General features: G+C 64.8%; 13 protein-coding genes. All 13 read right to left on the bottom strand.

Annotated elements, in window-relative coordinates:
• Positions 1-7 precede the first annotated feature (7 nt).
• On the bottom strand, positions 8-721 hold the full coding sequence (locus RIN61_RS05435) for a hypothetical protein (RefSeq protein WP_181457382.1): 714 nt from the start codon (positions 719-721) through the stop codon (positions 8-10).
• Positions 633-1289 (bottom strand): hypothetical protein, encoded by a 657-nt coding sequence (locus tag RIN61_RS05430; protein WP_112253427.1) that lies wholly within the window; start codon positions 1287-1289, stop codon positions 633-635. The genes RIN61_RS05435 and RIN61_RS05430 overlap by 89 nt, the downstream gene beginning before the upstream one ends.
• 10 nt (positions 1290-1299) lie before the next feature.
• On the bottom strand, positions 1300-5655 hold the full coding sequence (locus RIN61_RS05425) for an RHS repeat-associated core domain-containing protein (protein ID WP_313856126.1): 4356 nt from the start codon (positions 5653-5655) through the stop codon (positions 1300-1302).
• 9 nt (positions 5656-5664) lie between these two features.
• Positions 5665-6099: a DcrB-related protein gene (locus tag RIN61_RS05420; protein ID WP_112253429.1), complete on the bottom strand. Its 435-nt coding sequence runs from the start codon at positions 6097-6099 to the stop codon at positions 5665-5667.
• Positions 6100-6110: 11 nt separating this feature from the next.
• A complete protein-coding gene (locus RIN61_RS05415) occupies positions 6111-8048 on the bottom strand; it encodes a type VI secretion system Vgr family protein (RefSeq protein ID WP_313856123.1) in 1938 nt (645 codons plus the stop codon).
• 11 nt (positions 8049-8059) lie between these two features.
• The gene (gene tssH / locus RIN61_RS05410) at positions 8060-10735 is read right to left on the bottom strand and encodes a type VI secretion system ATPase TssH (RefSeq protein WP_112253431.1); all 2676 of its coding nucleotides are present in this window, start codon (positions 10733-10735) and stop codon (positions 8060-8062) included.
• Positions 10728-11744: a type VI secretion system baseplate subunit TssG gene (gene tssG, locus RIN61_RS05405; protein WP_112253432.1), complete on the bottom strand. Its 1017-nt coding sequence runs from the start codon at positions 11742-11744 to the stop codon at positions 10728-10730. Before tssG ends, tssH begins: the two co-directional genes overlap by 8 nt.
• Complete coding sequence (gene tssF / locus RIN61_RS05400) at positions 11741-13603, bottom strand: type VI secretion system baseplate subunit TssF (protein WP_112253433.1); 1863 nt, start codon at positions 13601-13603, stop codon at positions 11741-11743. The genes tssG and tssF overlap by 4 nt, the downstream gene beginning before the upstream one ends.
• Positions 13600-14115, bottom strand: coding sequence for a type VI secretion system baseplate subunit TssE (gene tssE / locus RIN61_RS05395; protein ID WP_112253434.1), 516 nt, complete (start codon positions 14113-14115; stop codon positions 13600-13602). The genes tssF and tssE overlap by 4 nt, the downstream gene beginning before the upstream one ends.
• Positions 14109-14549 carry a hypothetical protein gene (locus tag RIN61_RS05390; RefSeq protein WP_207879237.1) on the bottom strand — a complete coding sequence of 147 codons (441 nt, stop codon included), beginning with the start codon at positions 14547-14549 and terminating at the stop codon, positions 14109-14111. The genes tssE and RIN61_RS05390 overlap by 7 nt, the downstream gene beginning before the upstream one ends.
• Positions 14546-14986, bottom strand: a complete 441-nt coding sequence (locus RIN61_RS05385; protein WP_207879239.1) for a type VI secretion system amidase effector protein Tae4 — start codon at positions 14984-14986, stop codon at positions 14546-14548. Before RIN61_RS05385 ends, RIN61_RS05390 begins: the two co-directional genes overlap by 4 nt.
• 70 nt (positions 14987-15056) lie before the next feature.
• Positions 15057-15545, bottom strand: a complete 489-nt coding sequence (locus tag RIN61_RS05380) for an Hcp family type VI secretion system effector (RefSeq protein ID WP_112253436.1) — start codon at positions 15543-15545, stop codon at positions 15057-15059.
• 71 nt (positions 15546-15616) lie between these two features.
• Positions 15617-17113, bottom strand: a complete 1497-nt coding sequence (gene tssC, locus RIN61_RS05375) for a type VI secretion system contractile sheath large subunit (protein WP_133974866.1) — start codon at positions 17111-17113, stop codon at positions 15617-15619.
• Between the last annotated feature and the right edge of the window lie 3 nt (positions 17114-17116).

Below are 17116 nucleotides of genomic sequence, written 5' to 3'. Positions count from 1 at the left end.
ATTTTCTTCATGACGCGCAGGAAAGCAGGGTGAAGGTAAAGCATCCTGGACATTGCCCTTCCAGCCATTCCTTGGCGCGTTCGCTCAGAAAATACCCACGATAAACATCGCCTTTGAAAAAGTCGGCCTGTTCATCGGCCTTGAGCACCTTGAGATACTGGCCGAGGTCAGCAGGTTCGTGCTGTGAGTCCTTGAACAGGTTGAGCTTGCCCACGACGAATGCTTGCCAATACTCCGGCATGCGTTTGGCCAGTGCCGGGTCATGCGGCAAGGTATCGATGATCGAGGTCGGCCCGCCTTCCAGATCGAGGTAGTCGGTAATGGGCTTGCTGGTATCCCAGTGCAACCAGTCGATGTGCACGATGTGGGTTTTTTCCAGGTGCTCATAACGGCTGATGCCCTTCAAGCCGCTTTTTTCCAAGGCTTGTTTGACCGGCTCGGTGAGTACCAGCGAACCCGACCGGATATACGCGGCCGGGGTATAGGGGCCGGCGCGCTCGATGCTGTCTATGTCGGTATCTTCATCCCAGGCGATCATCCCCTGAAGCAGTGCCGCGCCCCAGTCTCCCCAAGGGGATGGCAGGTTGTCCAAATAGTAAATGTTCATATCAGAGGCATGTTCTTTCGGCCATTCAGGCGTACTGAACGAAAAAGAACCCGGCTTCGTCGCCTTGGTTTTTTCGTCGGGCTTGCTTGTCCAGATAGATGTAACCGATGCCATCCAGGAAGATCCCTTCCTGCTGGGGGGCCCAGCGGCTGATTTCGTAGTCGGTCAGTTGTAAAAGAAGCAGGTACCGGCTTGGAACATAGATGGGATCTTGCATCCAGGCTGCTCGACCGAGTTGCTTGCTGATGCCAAGACCGGAGTCCTCGTCATCGTGCTCTTCGGCGAATTCCTCTTCGGTCATTGGCTCGAAGTCGATAAAACGGCGCTCCAGCAAGAGCGTTCCAGGCGGGGCTGGTAACTCCTCCTCACACAGCCGGTGGAGAATGAACCGTGCGTAACCATTGTGGATACCGGGTAGCTCCGCTTGCTCATGAAGTGAGTAGCGGCTGACGACGGATTGCTTGAAGCCGCCGGCGCGCTGTTTTCGAGCTGTGATGAATACCGTGGCAGCCATGCCGGGCGGAAAGATTTTAGCCGGCAGGAAGTTTTCCGTGACCGTACACAGAGGCGTCATCGGCTCCTGGGTATCGGGCGACAAAGGCCACAAGCCTGGGTCGTCCATGCGGACGCTGCCACCCACCTGACCGAAGCCTTTGTCTTCTTCGGTAAACACGATCTTCATTGAATGCACGTCAATAACATCCCTTGCTTTTTGCATATGACCGGGCTAGCCGCCTGGCGGTGCGGAGTTGGTCCTGGGTCACGATATTACGGGTAACCAATGTGTTGTAGATAGCTTCGGACATCAGTCGGATTTCCAGTTTGCCGCGCTTGAGCATCTGGTTTGGCCCCAGCCCTCGTAGTGCTCGCAAGCGGCGCTCCTCGTCGTGAACCATGGTGTGGTTGCTACGCTTGAGCGCCATTGCCGGGTTGCCTTTTACCCGGTTAGTCGTGGCGATACCTTTGTCCTGCATGAACTTGTGACGCATGATTTCATGGGCATCGTGGCCGTCTTTTTTATGAGCATCGGTGCCGAAGCCTGCGGATTCGCCTTCTTTGAGCAGCCCCCATGGGTCGATCCAGGTAAACGGGTTGGGCGCAAACTCGTAAAGGTTCAAACCACCGGCCAGACCAATCGGGTCAGGCTGGGTAAAGCGGCCTATCTCCGGGTCGTAGAAGCGGAACAGGTTGTAGTGCAGGCCGGTTTCGCGGTCCAGGTACTGGCCCTGGAAGCGCAGGTTCTGTTCTTCCGGCAGACGGGTAGCCCGCTGTTCATCCCAGCTTGCGCCCCAGGTCAGGTAGCGCGCCGACCACACCTCCTCGCCAGCGTCATCGGTCAACTGCTCCGGCAGGCCGTTGATGTCATTGTGGTAATGCAGCACTTGCTGGTGAGTACCCAGGCCGTCCACCCGGGCCAGCGGTTCGTGGCCATCGTCCTCGTACAGGTACAGCGCCTGCCGGCCATTGTGCTGCTCGCCGAGCAGGCGCAGGCCACTCCAGCTGAAGCGGGTGCGGCTGACCACCTGGCCGTCGAGCGTCGACTCGATTTTTTCGGTGCGCCGGCCCATCGGGTCGTAGCGCATGTCGATGATGCGTTCCCGCCCGGGTTGCAGGTTGCGCACCTGGACCAACCGGTGCTCGGCGTCGTAACGAAAATGCTGCGTACCGCGGCGGCGGCTGCGCTTTTCCACCAGGCGACCGAAGCCATCGTAGCGATAGCGCTTGTCCTCGAAAGTGAGCACGCGGTTGTGCCGGACCAGCCCGGCACCTGCTGCCAGCGGGTCGAGCAGGTTGCCGGCCGGGTCGTAGCGGAATGCTTCGCGCTGGCCGGCAGGGCTGTCCTGGCGCCCCAGCACATGGCCGCAGCCATCATGCTGATAAGCCTGCAAATAGCCGCTGCCGGGGTGCTGCACCTCGCGTACGGCCAGTTGGTCGGCCGCGTCGAACTGGTACCGCTGCTGGTCTGGCGCCGGCAGCTGGCTGGGTTGGGTTGCCGGGCGGCGCAGCAGAGTGCGCAGGCGCCCACCACGGTCGTACTGGCGTTGAATCGCCAGGTTGCCCTGCAGACGCAGCGTCTCCCGGTGTACGCGGTCACGCTCGAAATCGCACACCACCTTGCCATCGAGGTTGATCTGGTGCAGGTGCCCGCTGCCGTAGTACAGGCGGTTGATCCAGCGGCCGTCGGGGACTCGCGTGCGGGTGACATTGCCGAGCGGGTCGTACTGGTACTGCACGCTGCCCTGCGCGCTGTGTTCTTCGAGCAACTGGCTCAGTGCATCGAAGGCGAAGCCCAGTTCCTCGACCTGGCCATCCACGGCGGTACGGCGGATCGCAACCACGTTGTCCAATGGGTCGTTGCAGTAGTCGGTGCGTCCCTCATCGGTATGGCGGGTCAGCAGGCGACCGCCGGCGTCGTACGCCATTCGATGAACAATGGGCGCCTCTGTGCTGCCTGGTGCAGGCAGGAAGGTCACCTGGACAAGGTTGTCCAGTGGGTCGTACTGGTAGCGCCGCAAGCCGCCGTCCAGGTCGCGTTCGGCGATCAGCCGGTCGCCTGCATCCCATTCGAAACCGTAGGCTTCGCCATTTTCGTTGTACAGCGCGAGCAGGCGCCCATGGTTATCGTACTGGTAGCGCACCTGCCGGCCGAGCGCATCGATGCGCAGTTCCAGTTGCCCGCGGCGGTTACGCCGGTATTGGGTAACATGACCTGCCGTGTCGATGTGCTGGGCCAACAAGCCGCTGGCATCCAGGGCAAACGCTTCGCTGCGGCCATCGGGCAAGGTCACGCTGCGCAAGCGACCCTTGCTGTCATGCTGGTAGTCGGTGCGCTCGCCCTGGGCGTCGGTGATCGATCGCAAGTGGCCCAAGGTGTCGTAGGTGAAGCGGGTCAGGTAGCCGGAGCAGTCCCGCTGTTCGACCAGCAGCCCTTGCTCGTTCCAGCGCAGGTGGCGGCTGGAACCATTGGCATCGATGATTTCGACAGGGTTGCCCTGGCTATCGTGGCGATAGCGTGTGTGCTGGCCTAGCGGGTCGGTTTCGCGCGTGCAGTTGCCGCGTTGGTCGTAGGCGAATGTCCAGCGGTGGCCGGCCTGGTCGGTCTGGCTGCGAGGCAGCGACCAATGCTCGAGCCACTCGGTCGACTCGCTACGCCCCAGCGGGTCGACCGTTTCGGCAAGATTGCCCGACTCATCGTAGAAAAACTGCCAGCGTCCATCCATGGGATCGCTTGCCGCGAGCAACTGGCGCTCGTCGTTCCATTCGAAGCGCCAGGTCCGCTCGAGTGCATCGGTGTAGGCGGTGATCTGATACTGCGGGTTCCAGTGGCGCACGGCGACGCGGCCAAGACTGTCGGTCACCCGGGTGATCCCTGCGGCCACATCGTATTCGAAGGCGTAGCTGTCGCCGCCGTTGGTCCAGTGTCGCACCACCCGCCAACCGTCCTCATGCTGCGCCCATTCGTAGTTGCAACACAGGCCGCCGCCAGTACGGTGTTCGATCATGCGTCGGGCGGCGTCGTAGGCAAAGCCGCGCAGCGGCTGGCTTGCGCCATCCAGCACCTGAGCCAGGTCACCGTTGGCGTCATAGCCATAGCTGGCCAAGCGTTGCGATTCGCCGCTCGCCGCGTGGAAGTCGACGTGGCTCACTCGCTGTGGCCATTGCTCGCTGTAGCCGAGCCGGACACGCACCTGGTCGAAGGTATCGCGCAACTGGCAAAGGCGGCCCTGGTTGTCGTAGTCCAGGTAGATCCGGTTGTCGTTGCGATCACCGATCTGGCTAAGGCGCAGTCGGTCAGGCCGCCCCGGGGTCGGCTGGAACAGCCGATACTCGCCTTCGCGGCTTTCGGTCAGCAGCTCGCCGTTGTGCGCCCGGCGTACGCTCAGCCCTTCACCGACGCTGAACACCGCATCACCCAAGGTGATGATGCCCATGTCCACCCGGCGGGCCTGCTCGTCGACCAGCACCAGGTGATCGTCTTCGCTGACCTCTACCGAAACTTCGTAAGGCAGGCTCCAGCCCGCGCCGAACAAGCCATCGACCCGCTCGTCGTGGCTGTTGTAGAGGCGTTGCCAGGCGATCGGCAGGGTGGCCTGCACGGTGAAGTCGAGGTCTTCATCGCCACACAGGACCTTGCCGCCGGTCGCCGCATGTACCGGGTTGGGCGAACCGGCCATGGCCTGGGTGAGGGCGCTGGTCACCTGGCCGGTTACGACGCTGCTCACCCCGCCCACCAGCATGCAGCCGAACTTGCTGTAGAACTTGCCGCCACGCCCGCGCAGCAGCATCAGCGCGGTCACTGCCAGGCCGATGCCCGGCGTCTTGCCGCTGCGGATCTCGCGCACCACGATCGGTTCACCGCCGATGCGCACGTTGCTCGATACCAGGCCACCGTCGACGATCACCGCTTCGCAGGTGCTGCGGTCACCGCTGCGGCAGGCCGGGTGGCCATTGATCAGCACCTTGCTTGACCCTTCGGCCAGGTACTGCGGTGGCATTGGCGGGTGCTTGCTGCACAGTACCTTGTCGTCCGGTGCTGGCAAGGTATTGGCAGCGGGCGTGGCCACGGTCGGCCGCCACATCTGCGAGAAGAAGCCCTTGGCCATGTCCAGGAAACTTTCTTCCTTCGCCTCGCCAGCCTCGGCGCCGGCCTGCTCCAGCGGTGCCGGCGGGCCAGTGACGATGCCGGCAGCACGTGCCGCGCGCATGCCGTTGGTGCGGGTGTTCGGCGAGCCACTGATGATGGTGGCCTGCACCGACGGCGGGAACAGGAAATTGCCGATGCCCTCGCATAATCGGCTCAGGCCGGTATCGGCGCCGGTCTTGGCCATGACCACACCGACCACCAGGCCAACCACCGCGCCCAGCACGAAGCAGCCCAGGCCACCGGTGGCCACGGTCAAGCCGAACGCTGCCGCCACGGCGGCAGTGGCCAGGGCGCCGATGGCCACGGTGGCGGCGATTTCCAGTACACCGCCGACAATGTCCGCCAGCATCGAGGTGTGCATAAGCGCGTCGCCTTCGCGGGCGGCCCACAGGGCGTCGGACATGGTGCGCGATCAGCCCAGGTTGTCGAAGTCGAGCGACTGCTTGATGGTTGCCCAGTGCGCCGCTTCGGCCGCGCCCAGCGGGCTGGCCTTGACGTAGCTCAAGGCAAACATCTTGCGCGTGCCCGGCAGCACCAGGGCCAGCTGGTACTGATAGACCTTTTCCTGGCCCTTGCTGAACTGGCTGCTCAGCTCGATGGCGGCGATCGCCTGCTCGGTGCCTACCCGCACCGCCTGGGCAGGCTGCATGCGCAGGTCTTTGACCTGCTGCTGCAGGCGCTGCAACTGGCCGTCGAAATTGCTCTGCAAGGTCTCGCCTTCGGCCAGCAGGCTGCGGCTGATGATCAGCGAAGTGGCCAGCGCCTCGAAGCGCAGGATGTTGATGCTGCTGTCCTGCACGGCGGCATCGGGCAGGGCCAGGCGGAATTCGTTGACGCGATAACTCATGACAGGTCTCGTTACTGGTCGGAGCCGGAGAAGATCGCCTTCACCGAGTCGTCGATGGTCTTTTTCACACCCTGGTTGTCGGGCGCGGTCTGCGCACCACTGCCGACGTTCAGGTCGAGGGTGCCGTCGGTATTGATCTCGCCGTTCTGCTTGGCATGGAAGCTGAACTGCTCGCAGCTGATGTTGATCTGGCCGCTGGCGTTGAGCTCGATGACGCTCTTGCCGCACACCAGGCGCAGGTTTTCACCCACTTCGATCAGGTAGCTGGTGCTGACGCTATCGGTCTTGCTGGCGCCGACCAGCAACATGTCGTCGCGACGCACGGCGCGGATGCGGTCCTGGCCGATGGTGATGGTTTCCAGCATGCCCACCGTCTGGGTGCGGTTGATGCCGACGGCCAGCGTCTCGCTCTGCTCGACCACGGTGTCCATGTTGCGCTCGGCATGCACGTAGATCTGCTCGGCGCCCTTTTTGTCTTCCATGCGGATTTCATTGAAATTGGCCGGGCTGCCGCCTTTGCTCGAGCGGCTTTTCATGCCGCTTTGCGTAGCATTGGCGGGCAAGTCGTAGGGCACGCTCTGTTCTGCGTTGTAGACGCGGCCAGTGATGATAGGCCGGTCGGGGTCGCCTTCGAGGAAGCTGACGATCACCTCCTGGCCGATGCGCGGGATCTGCATCGAGCCCCAGTTCTTGCCGGCCCAGGCTTGTGATACGCGGATCCAGCAGGAGCTGTTCTCGTTGGACTGGTCGTGGCGGTCCCAGTGGAAGTGCACTTTCACCCGGCCATACTGGTCGGTCCAGATCTCCTCGCCGGCGGGGCCGACCACCACGGCGGTCTGCGGGCCCTTGACGATAGGCCGCACGGTGTTGCCCTGCGGGCGGAAGCTCTGCTGTGCGTCGATGCAGCTGAGGTTGCTTTCGAATTGCGCCGCGCCGCTGCCGGTGCCGCTTTCCAGGCGCTCCTGGTGCACGTAGTAGCGTGCGCCGACGATCAGGTATTCGCGGTTCTGGTCCTGGCGGGTGAAACCGCTGAGGCTGAACAAGTGACCGCTGCCCAGGCCACGGGCGTTGCCGCGCAGCTCGACCCGCTCGTGCAGGCTTTGCAGCGATTCCAGGCGCGTACGCGCGTAATGCTCGCCATCCTGGCTTTGCTGGTAGGCGCCGGGGTAGTCGTACAGTGGGTAGTCACCGGCCTGATGCGGGCGTGGCATGGCCGAGCGCACGTCGATACGCGCGCTGGGGCGCTGGAAGTCGTAGTCGTTGAGCTCCAGGGAACCTGGCTGGACTTCCTGGGCCAGGTGCCAGTCGTTGATGTGGTCACGCTCGCGGTGCTGCCCGTCCGGCGGGTAGAAGGGCACGCTTTCGTAACCAGGTACCTGCGGGTGCGCGCCATAGGCGTCGGCCAGCACCAGCACGTGGCGCTGCGCTTCATGGCGGAAGAAGTAGTAGATGCCTTCCTCTTCCATCAGCCGGCTGACGAAGTCGAAGCTGGTCTCGCGGTACTGCACGCAGTATTCGCGTTCGCGGTAGCTGCGGCTCAGGGCATCCTCGAAATCGGAAAAGCCCAGATCGCGAAACACCTGCTTGATGATCTGCGGCGCGCTCTGGTGCTGGAAGATGCGGCAGTCGCTGGTGCGGGTCAGCAGCCACAGCCATGGGCGCAGGGTGACCCGGTAGCTGGCGAACTGGCCCTGGTCCACCGACTGGCTGCAGCGGGCGACGATGCCATGGAAGTAACGTGACGTGCCGAGGCCCTGCTGCACGCTCAGGCTCATCGGCTTGCCCAGCAGGGCGTTGAGGTCGATGGCCGGGTCGTCGCTGGTCAGCTGCAGCTCATAGTCGAACAAGCGGCCGAGCTCGTCGCTGCCGCCCATTTCGGCCAGGATCAGCTTGTCCGGCCCCAACGGGCTGTTGATCTGCGCCAGGCGCGTGAACTGCGTGAACAGCATGGTCGGTCCTGTCAGTCGGCTGCGCCGAAGTCATAGTGCAAGTCGTTGTCGCGGCGGCTGATGCGCACGCTGGCCAGCGGCTTGCCTTCGAGCATGCGGGTGAGGAACTCGCGGCTCATGTCCGGCAGCAGGCCGTTGGTGAGGATGGCGTCGATCATGCGGCCACCGCTTTCGGTTTCGCTGCAGCGCGAGACGATCAGCTCCACCACCCCTTCGTCGTAGGCGAAGCCGACCTTGTGCGTGCCTTCCACGCGCTTGCGGATGCGCTCCAGTTGCAGGCGGGTGATGGCCTTGAGCATGGCGTCGCTGAGCGGGTAGTAGGGGATGGTCACCAGGCGGCCGAGCAGCGCCGGCGGGAAGATTTCCAGCAGCGGCTGGCGCAGCTGGCTGGCCACCGTGTCCGGGTCGGGCAGGGCCTGCGGGTCGCTGCAGGTGCGCGCGATGAGCTCGGTACCGGCGTTGGTGGTGAGCAGAATCAGCGTGTTGCGGAAATCGATCTGGCGGCCTTCGCCGTCCTCCATCACGCCCTTGTCGAAGACCTGGAAGAAAATCTCGTGCACGTCCGGGTGGGCCTTCTCCACCTCGTCCAGCAGCACCACGCTGTACGGCCGGCGGCGCACGGCCTCGGTCAGCACGCCGCCTTCGCCGTAGCCGACGTAGCCAGGTGGGGCGCCCTTGAGGGTCGAGACGGTATGGGCCTCTTGGAACTCGCTCATGTTGATGGTGATCAGGTTCTGTTCACCGCCGTACAACGCCTCGGCCAAGGCCAGTGCAGTCTCGGTCTTGCCCACGCCAGAGGTGCCGGCGAGCATGAACACGCCAATCGGCTTGTTCGGGTTGTCGAGGCCGGCGCGGGAGGTCTGGATGCGCTTGGCGATCATTTTCAGCGCATGGTCCTGGCCAATGATGCGCTTGGCCAACAGGCTGTCGAGGTTGAGCACGGTCTCGATCTCGTTGCGCGCCATGCGCCCCACCGGGATCCCGGTCCAGTCGGCCACCACCGAGGCGACTGCCTGGTAGTCCACGGTCGGCAGGATCAGCGGGCTCTCGCCTTGCAGGGCGCTCAGGCGCCGTTGCAGGTCGGCCAGCGTTTCGCGCAGTTCAGGGTTGCCAGGCACCTGCGCGTCCTGGTCGACCACCCCGGCCTGGTCGCGCAGCTGGGCACGGGTGGCCAGCAACTGGTCGACCAGGGCCTTTTCTTCGGCCCAGCGGCTTTCCAGCGTGGCCAGGCGTTGGCGCTCTTCGGCCAGCAGGGTTTCGGCCTGGGCCTGGCGCTGCGCGGTAGGCACGCCGATGGCGGCTTCACGGGCAATGATCGCCTGCTCGACCTCCAGCGCCTCGATACGCCGGCGGCTGTCGTCGACCTCGGCCGGCACCGCGTGCAGGCTGATGGCCACGCGCGCGCAGGCGGTATCGAGCAGGCTCACCGACTTGTCCGGCAACTGGCGCGCCGGGATGTAGCGGTGCGACAGCTTGACCGCGGCTTCGAGCGCTTCGTCGAGGATCTGCACCTGGTGGTGCTGCTCCATGGTCGATGCCACTCCACGCATCATCAGCAGCGCCTTGGCTTCGCTCGGCTCGTCCACCTGCACCACCTGGAAGCGGCGGGTCAGCGCCGGGTCCTTCTCGATGTGCTTCTTGTACTCGGCCCAGGTGGTTGCCGCCACCGTGCGCAGGCTGCCACGGGCGAGCGCCGGCTTGAGCAGGTTGGCGGCATCGCCGGTGCCGGCAGCGCCACCGGCACCGACCAGGGTGTGCGCTTCATCGATGAACAGGATGATCGGCTTGGGCGAAGCCTGCACATCCTCGATCACCTGGCGCAGGCGCTGCTCGAACTCGCCTTTCATGCTGGCGCCGGCCTGCAGCAGGCCGACGTCCAGGCTGCGCAGCTCGACGTCCTTGAGCGCCGGCGGCACGTCGCCGGCGACGATGCGCAAGGCGAAGCCTTCGACCACGGCGGTCTTGCCGACACCGGCCTCGCCAGTAAGGATCGGGTTGTTCTGCCGGCGGCGCATGAGGATGTCGACCAGCTGGCGGATCTCTTCGTCACGGCCGACGATAGGGTCGAGCTTGCCGCTGCGGGCCTGTTCGGTCAGGTCGACGGTAAAGCGCTTGAGCGCCTCCTGCTTGCCCATCGCCGCGGGCGCCACGGCGCCGCTGGCTTCGCCAGGTTGCGCAGCACTGAAACCGTCGGTGGCGCCCAGGTGGTTCTCCGGCGAGTCGCCCACGTATTCGCTGAAGCGTTCGCTCAACGCCTCGACCTTCAGCTTGGCGAACTCGCTCGACAGCCCCAGCAAGGCGTGGCGCAGGCTCGGGGTCTTGAGAATGCCAACCAGCAGGTAACCGGTGCGCACCTGGCTCTCGCCGAACATCAGGCTGCCGTAAACCCAGCCGCGCTCGACGGCTTCTTCCACCTGCGAGGACAGGTCGGTGATCGACGTCGAACCGCGCGGCAGCCGGTCCAGCGCATCGGTCAGGTCGCGGGCCAGGCGCGCCGGCTCTATATCGCACTGGCGCACGATACGGTGCAAGTCGCTGTCCTGCAGTTGCAGCAACTGGTGCAGCCAGTGCACCAGTTCGACATAGGGGTTGCCCCGCAGCTTGCAGAACACCGTTGCGGCCTCGATGGCCTTGTAGGCGATGCTGTTGAGTTTGCCGAACAGCGCGGCGCGGCTGATTTCACCCATGGTCCTGGTTCCTTGTATGGTGGGCGGCGGCCGGCTGGTCGGCGTAGTACCGGGCCAGCTTCAGGTCGCGTGCATCGTGCGGAGGGCGGCCGAGCCAGGTATCGAAACCGAGGCGCTGGCCGGCATTGAGTTGCAACGCAGGCACCTGGTCCTGCGCGAGAATCAGGTTGAGGTCCCAGTCCAGTTCCTGGCCCAGGTATTCGGCGACCCATGCCGCCAGTTCGACGAAGGCCTGTCCGCCGGGTAGCAGGGCGTGGTACTGGTCGAGGCTGAGCGGGCCGAGGCACAGCCGGAACTTGTGCTGGCGGTCCCAGACGTAGCGGCCCAGGCACAGGTCCACGCCCAGGCGGTTGGCGCGCACGCCGAGCTGGCTGCGTTCGGGCAGTTCAAGCCATTGGCCGACGTATTCTTCAAGCGCCACAGGCACGCCGAAATACCCGCTGAGGATGCTGCACAGGCCGTCCGGGTAACGGGTTTGCGCGCTCAGGTGGCCGGACCAGTGCAGTTTGGCGGTGTCTGCCAACGCGCCCTGGCCTTGCAGTTCTGGTTGGCCACGGCCACTGAGCGCCGCCAGGCGCGCGGCCCAGTAATCATCACCCGGGCGATCGTGGCTGACGGTCGGTCGGGCTTCGGCCCAGGCACGGTAGAACAGGCTCAGCAGGCGGTGATGGAAGACATCGAGGAAGGCCTTGCTGGTCGAGTCGGCATGGTTGCGCTGGCGCTCGCGCATGTATTCGGTCAGGTGCAGTGGCAGTGGCCCGTTGGGCCCACCGAGGCCGAAGAAGAACTGCTCCAGGCGCGCCGGCTGGTTGCCGTCGGCGCTGACAGAGGCCAGGGTCGCCGGGGCGAACCCGCAGTCCAGGCGCTGGCCCAGGCGCACTGGCTCGTCGGCCAGGCGCAGGGAATGGCCGAAGCGTGGCAGCTCGGGGTATTGCGCCTCGAGGCGGCGCAGCGCCTGGAAGAAGTCGTACGCCCAAGGCTCGTCCTGCATGGCCTGCAAGGTGTTCATAAGGTCGGCCTGCGCCCCGGTTTGGCCGCCCAGCGCATGATCTCGCCGCGTTCGCTGGTGCGCAGTACCGTTTCGGTGAAGCTGTTGATCGACACGTAGCGGGTCAGGAAGCGCTCGAACACCGCGCCGAGCAGGAACACGCCGGTCCCGCGGAAGGCGTTTTCGTCGAAGGTCAGGGTGATCTCCAGGCCACGCCCGAAAACGATCGGCCCGGGCATCGGCAGGCGTCGGGTGCAGGGCTTGCTACTGACGTCGCGCAGGCCGTCGATCTGCAGGTTCAGGGCGCTGTCCTGCGGGTCGCCATACAGGCGCAGCAATTCGCGCAGGGCGGCGGCGCCCTGGCCATGCTCGGCCAGCGACAGGTAGTTCAGCGACAGCTGGCTGATCAGGCGCCAGGCGCGGTTGTCATGGGCATGGCTGGCCTTGGGCCGACTCGGGCCGGCCAGGCATCGCACGCCGGCGACCGGCGCGCTGTCGGCCAGGCTGAAGTCGCTGCGCCCGTCGCCAACACTCATGAACAATGGCAGGTCGCGGTTGCTGCACAGGGCGCTGATACCCAGCTGGCGCAGGTCGTGGCGGTAGGGCGCCTGCTGGCCATCGACCAGGCTGATGAACGTTTCGCTGCCCATGTAGCTGGAGCGGGTGCCATTGCGTCGCTGGTCGCTGGACAACACCCGCGGCTCGCGGCGCACGATGTAGTAGGCCTGGTCGCGGCCGTAGCGCGACGGGTCGCGCACCGCGTAGAACGGCAGGAATTCCTGATCCGGGCCGGTACCATGGCCGGTGACCCGCTGCAGGGAATGGATCTCGAAATCGGTGGGCCGGGTGCGGTCGGCGATCACGTGGTGTTCATGCACCCGATCGGAAAGGTGCAGGCGGTCGACACGGCGCGGGAACAGGTTGATCGCCGGGGTGCAGAACGGCACGAACTGGCCCGCGCCGACGCTGCCCTCCAGGCTCTGGTCGAAGCGCTCGAACAAAACCAGCACTTCCAGCGTCTGGCCGGTGCAGCGCTGTACGGCCGGCTCCAGCCCGGCAAAATCGACGAACAGGAAGCGCTGCGGCAGGGCGAAGTACTCCTGCAGCAGGCGGTAGCCCTGGAAGGCCTGGGGCACCACCGGCAACGCTGCTTCGCGGTCATCGAAGCCACACGGGCGCAGGGCCTGTTCGACCGGAATACGTTCCACCCAGTCGGCGCCGGGTTGGCGCACGAACACCGCACAGGCGCTGCCCAGCAGTTGCTCGTAGAGGCGGAACGGGGTTTCGTCGGCGCCGTTGAGGTACAGCGGCAGATGGCTGAGCGGCAAGCTGGCGAACGGCACCTCGGCGCCACTGCGCAGGGTCAGGCGCAGGCCGGCGCGGGCTTGCGGCACGCTGCTGGCCAGGCGCCCGAGTACAGCGCCGGGGTTGCCGAAGTACTCGGCGCGGGCTACCTGCAAGGGCCAGAGCGTGACGTCCTGGGTGCTGCGGAACTCGCATGGGGTCTGCGAGTTGCGCCCCAGGTTGGCGCGCAGCACGCTGTCACGCGGCAGGCGGAAACCGGCGGCCAGCGAACCCTCGTCGGGGTCGGTCTGCAGTTGCACCACGGTCATCGATGGGGTCGGCGCCAGGTAGTGCGGGTAGGCGATCTCCAGCAGGTTGTGGGTGAAGGTCGGGTACTCGGCGTCCAGCTTGAGCTGCACCCGTGCGGTGAGGTAGGCGAAGCCTTCGAGCAGGCGCTCGACATAGGGGTCGGCACACTCGACCCCGGACAGCGTCAGGCGCCCGGCGATTTTCGGGTATTCCCGGGCGAACTCCGCCGCACTCTCGCGGATGTGCTGCAGCTCCTGGTTGTACAGCTCGAGCAGGCGCGGGTTCATGCACGCCTCCGGCGTTCGGCAGGGGCCACGCGCACATGGCCGGACTCAAGGTCCACCTCGGTCTGCAGCAGCAACGGCAAGGCCGCCGGCTGGGCCCACAGGTCGCCTTCGATTTCGAAACTCAGGGCGTTGGCATTCATCTCGCCAGGTGCGGCCTGGGCCCGCACCTTGAGGGTATGAGCGAGGATGCGTGGCTCGTAGGTGGTGATGGCCTGGTGGATGATGCGCTCCAGGGCGGCCAGGTCGATGTTCGAGGCGCTGTTGCCGGCCAGGGCCGGCAGGCCGTAGTTGATCACCGAAGCCCCGGCCGGGGTGCCCAAGGTAGTGGCGCTGTCGAGCAGCGAAGTGGTGTTGAGCAGCCAGGCGAGGTCGCGCAGTACCGAGGCCTTGAGCTGGTGCAGGCTGAGCACGCGCTTGTCCGGGGCTTCCTGCGGGTTGCCCGGGTCGTCGTCGGTCAGACGGTCCAGCAGCGAGGGCTGCAGGCGGTCGCGGGCGGCGATTTCGGCTACCACTCGAACAACCCCACGAAGTTCTTCTGGTCTACAGGGCCGTTCCAGCAACTGGCGCCACGCGCCAGGATGGAGGGCTCCAGGCGCTCGCCCAGCTGGCGAACAGCCTGGTACTGGCTATCGCAACGGCCGGGCTGTGACGGGTCTGGCTGCACATGGCTGACAATAATGATCTGTGCGCCATTGAACTGCTCCACGCGAGGCTTGCCGCCATCTCGCTCCGGGCTGAGCTGGCAGGGCCAGGGCATGTCCAGCTGCAACAGCGAGGCATCGGCCTTGCGCAGCGCGCAGCGGCCTTCGTGGTTCACCAGCGCAAGCGTTTTCCCGGCAAGGGTAACCTCAGGCGCCGCGTTCGACGAGGGGGCGGGGGGCTGGGCACACGCATTCAGGGCGAACGCGACCAGCAGGGCCGGGATGGCTTTGAGCGCACGTTTCATTTCAGCTCCCAGAACCAGACGGCCTTGGAACGATGGGCCTGGTCGGCGAAATAGCCCGTGACCCGGCCTCTGTCCCACAGGTCGATGTGATCGCCGGTACGGTCGTCGAATGCCTGCCCGGCACGGGCGAAGCAGTCCTTGAAGAAAATGATGCCGCGCTTCTGGCCGAGCTTGAGGCGGTCGCCTGCACTGCCGCTCAGTTGCAGCGGGGCGCCGAGATGGTGCTTCCACAGCCAGTTGGCCAGCGACTCGGCACCCCGGGCATGGCCATGGGCACAACGTGGTTCGCTGTAGGTACCGGCGTTCACCTTGATGGTGTGCTCGCCGTTGAGCGCGATACTCATGCGAATGGCGCACTGGTTGTCCCAGCCGCCGTCGCAAGGCGAGGAGTCGGTCGGGTAGGCATTCCAGAGGTTGATGAAAGAAGGCTTGGCCATTGGGGTTCACCGTGAGCGGGTGAGGTGGGGAAAGGCGCCCGCGCCAGCCAGGCGGCGCGGGCGCGGTCGGTCAGATCTTGACGTTGGAGCGGATGTTCCAACCGTACTTGATCGGGCCGCCTTCCTTGGTGCCGTCGGCTTTCTGCGGCTGATAGTCGACGGTGACCTTGGCGAAGTTCAGGGTCACGTGCTCGGTCAGGCGGTCGTCGCTGCCCGAGCCACCGGTGCTCAGCGAGCTGATGATGACTTCTTCAAGGTTGATGATCAGGTACTCGACCTGGCTCTCGCCACCGGCCTTGCGCACGGTTAGCTTGACCTTGTCGATGTGCTTGCCGCTGGAGCAGTGGGCCATCAGGTTGGGGCTGGACTTGTCGATGTACTTGGTGATCGACAGATCCTGGATGTTGACCTTGCCCGAGCCGCCGCCGCTGCCCATGTGCATGTTGCCGGACTGGGACATGCCCCAGCTCCAGTTGAGCACGTCGATTTCGTCCTTGTGGCCCTTGTCGTGGGACTCGCCCTTGATGTCGCCGATCTTGATGAAAATATCTACAGCCATGATGTCCTCGGTATTACGCGTCAGGTTGGCGGTTTGGTGCAGTTGGGGCTGTCAGGCAGCCCCGGGGGCGGTCAGGCCCCTTTGGCTGAAGGCAGCTTCGATACCAGGCGCAGCGACACGGTCAGCCCTTCGAGCTGATAGTGCGGGCGCAGGTAGAAGCGCGAGTTGTAGTAGCCCGGGTTGCCTTCGACGTCCTCGACCACTACTTCGGCCGCTGCCAGCGGGTGCTGGGCCTTGGTGGTCTCGGTGGAGTGCGCCGGGTCGCCGTCGACGTAGTTGAGGATCCAGTCCTGCAGCCAGCGCTGCATCTCGTCCTTCTCCTTGAACGAGCCGATCTTGTCGCGAACGATGCACTTGAGGTAGTGAGCGAAGCGGCAGGTAGCGAACAGGTACGGCAGGCGCGCGGCCAGGTTGGCGTTGGCGGTGGCGTCCGGGTCGTCGTATTCGGCCGGCTTCTGCAGCGACTGGGCACCGATGAAGGCAGCGAAGTCGGTGTTCTTCTTGTGCAGCAGCGGCATGAAACCGTTCTTGGCCAGCTCCGCTTCGCGGCGGTCGGAAATGGCGATTTCGGTCGGGCACTTCATGTCCACGCCACCGTCGTCGGTGGGGAAGGTGTGCGCCGGCAGGCCCTGCACTTCGCCACCCGACTCCACGCCACGAATGCGCGAGCACCAGCCGTAATACTTGAACGAACGGTTGATGTTCACGGCCATGGCATAGGCGGCATTGGCCCAGGTGTACTTGCTGCTGTCGGCGCCGTCGGTGTCTTCTTCAAAGGCAAACGCCTCTACCGGGTCGGTCTTGGCGCCATAAGGCAGGCGCGCCAGGAAGCGCGGCATGGTCAGGCCGATGTAGCGCGAGTCTTCGGACTCACGCAGCGAGCGCCAGCCGGCATATTCCGGTGTGGTGAAGATCTTGGTCAGGTCGCGCGGGTTGCTCAGTTCCTGCCAGGAGCCCATGCCCATCACGGTCGGCGAGGCGGCGGCAATGAACGGCGCGTGCATCGAGGCGCAGATCTTCGACATCTCGCCCAGCAGCTCGACGTCGGGTGGCGACTGGTCGAAGTAGTAGTCGCCGACCAGGCAGCCATAGGGTTCGCCGCCGAACTGGCCGTATTCTTCCTCGTACAGCTTCTTGAACACCGGGCTCTGGTCCCAGGCGGTGCCCTTGAATTTCTTCAAGGTCTTGTGCAGCTCGGTCTTCGAGACGTTGAGCACGCGAATCTTCAGCTGCTCGTCGCTCTCGGTGTTGTTCACCAGGTAGTGCAGGCCACGCCAGGCGCTTTCCAGCTGCTGGAAGTCGTCGTGATGGATGATCTGGTTGACCTGCGCGGTCAGCTTGGCGTCGATGGCGGCAATGATCTGCTCGATCGAGCCGATGGCATCGTCGGATACCAGGCTGGTCTGCGCCAGGGCCTGCTCGGCCAGCGTGCGCACGGCGCTTTCTACCGCTTCCTTGGCACGTTCGGTCTTGGGCTTGAATTCCTGCAGCAGCAGGTTGGCGAACTCGCTCGGGTCCTGGGTGGCAGCTGCCGGCTGGCCCTGGGCGTCGCGCAATGGATCGTTCATGAG

Source organism: Pseudomonas inefficax, from assembly GCF_032164165.1.
GTDB lineage: Bacteria > Pseudomonadota > Gammaproteobacteria > Pseudomonadales > Pseudomonadaceae > Aquipseudomonas > Aquipseudomonas inefficax.
Note: the sequence above shows the minus strand (reverse complement) of the source record. Positions and strands in the feature narration are given on the sequence as shown.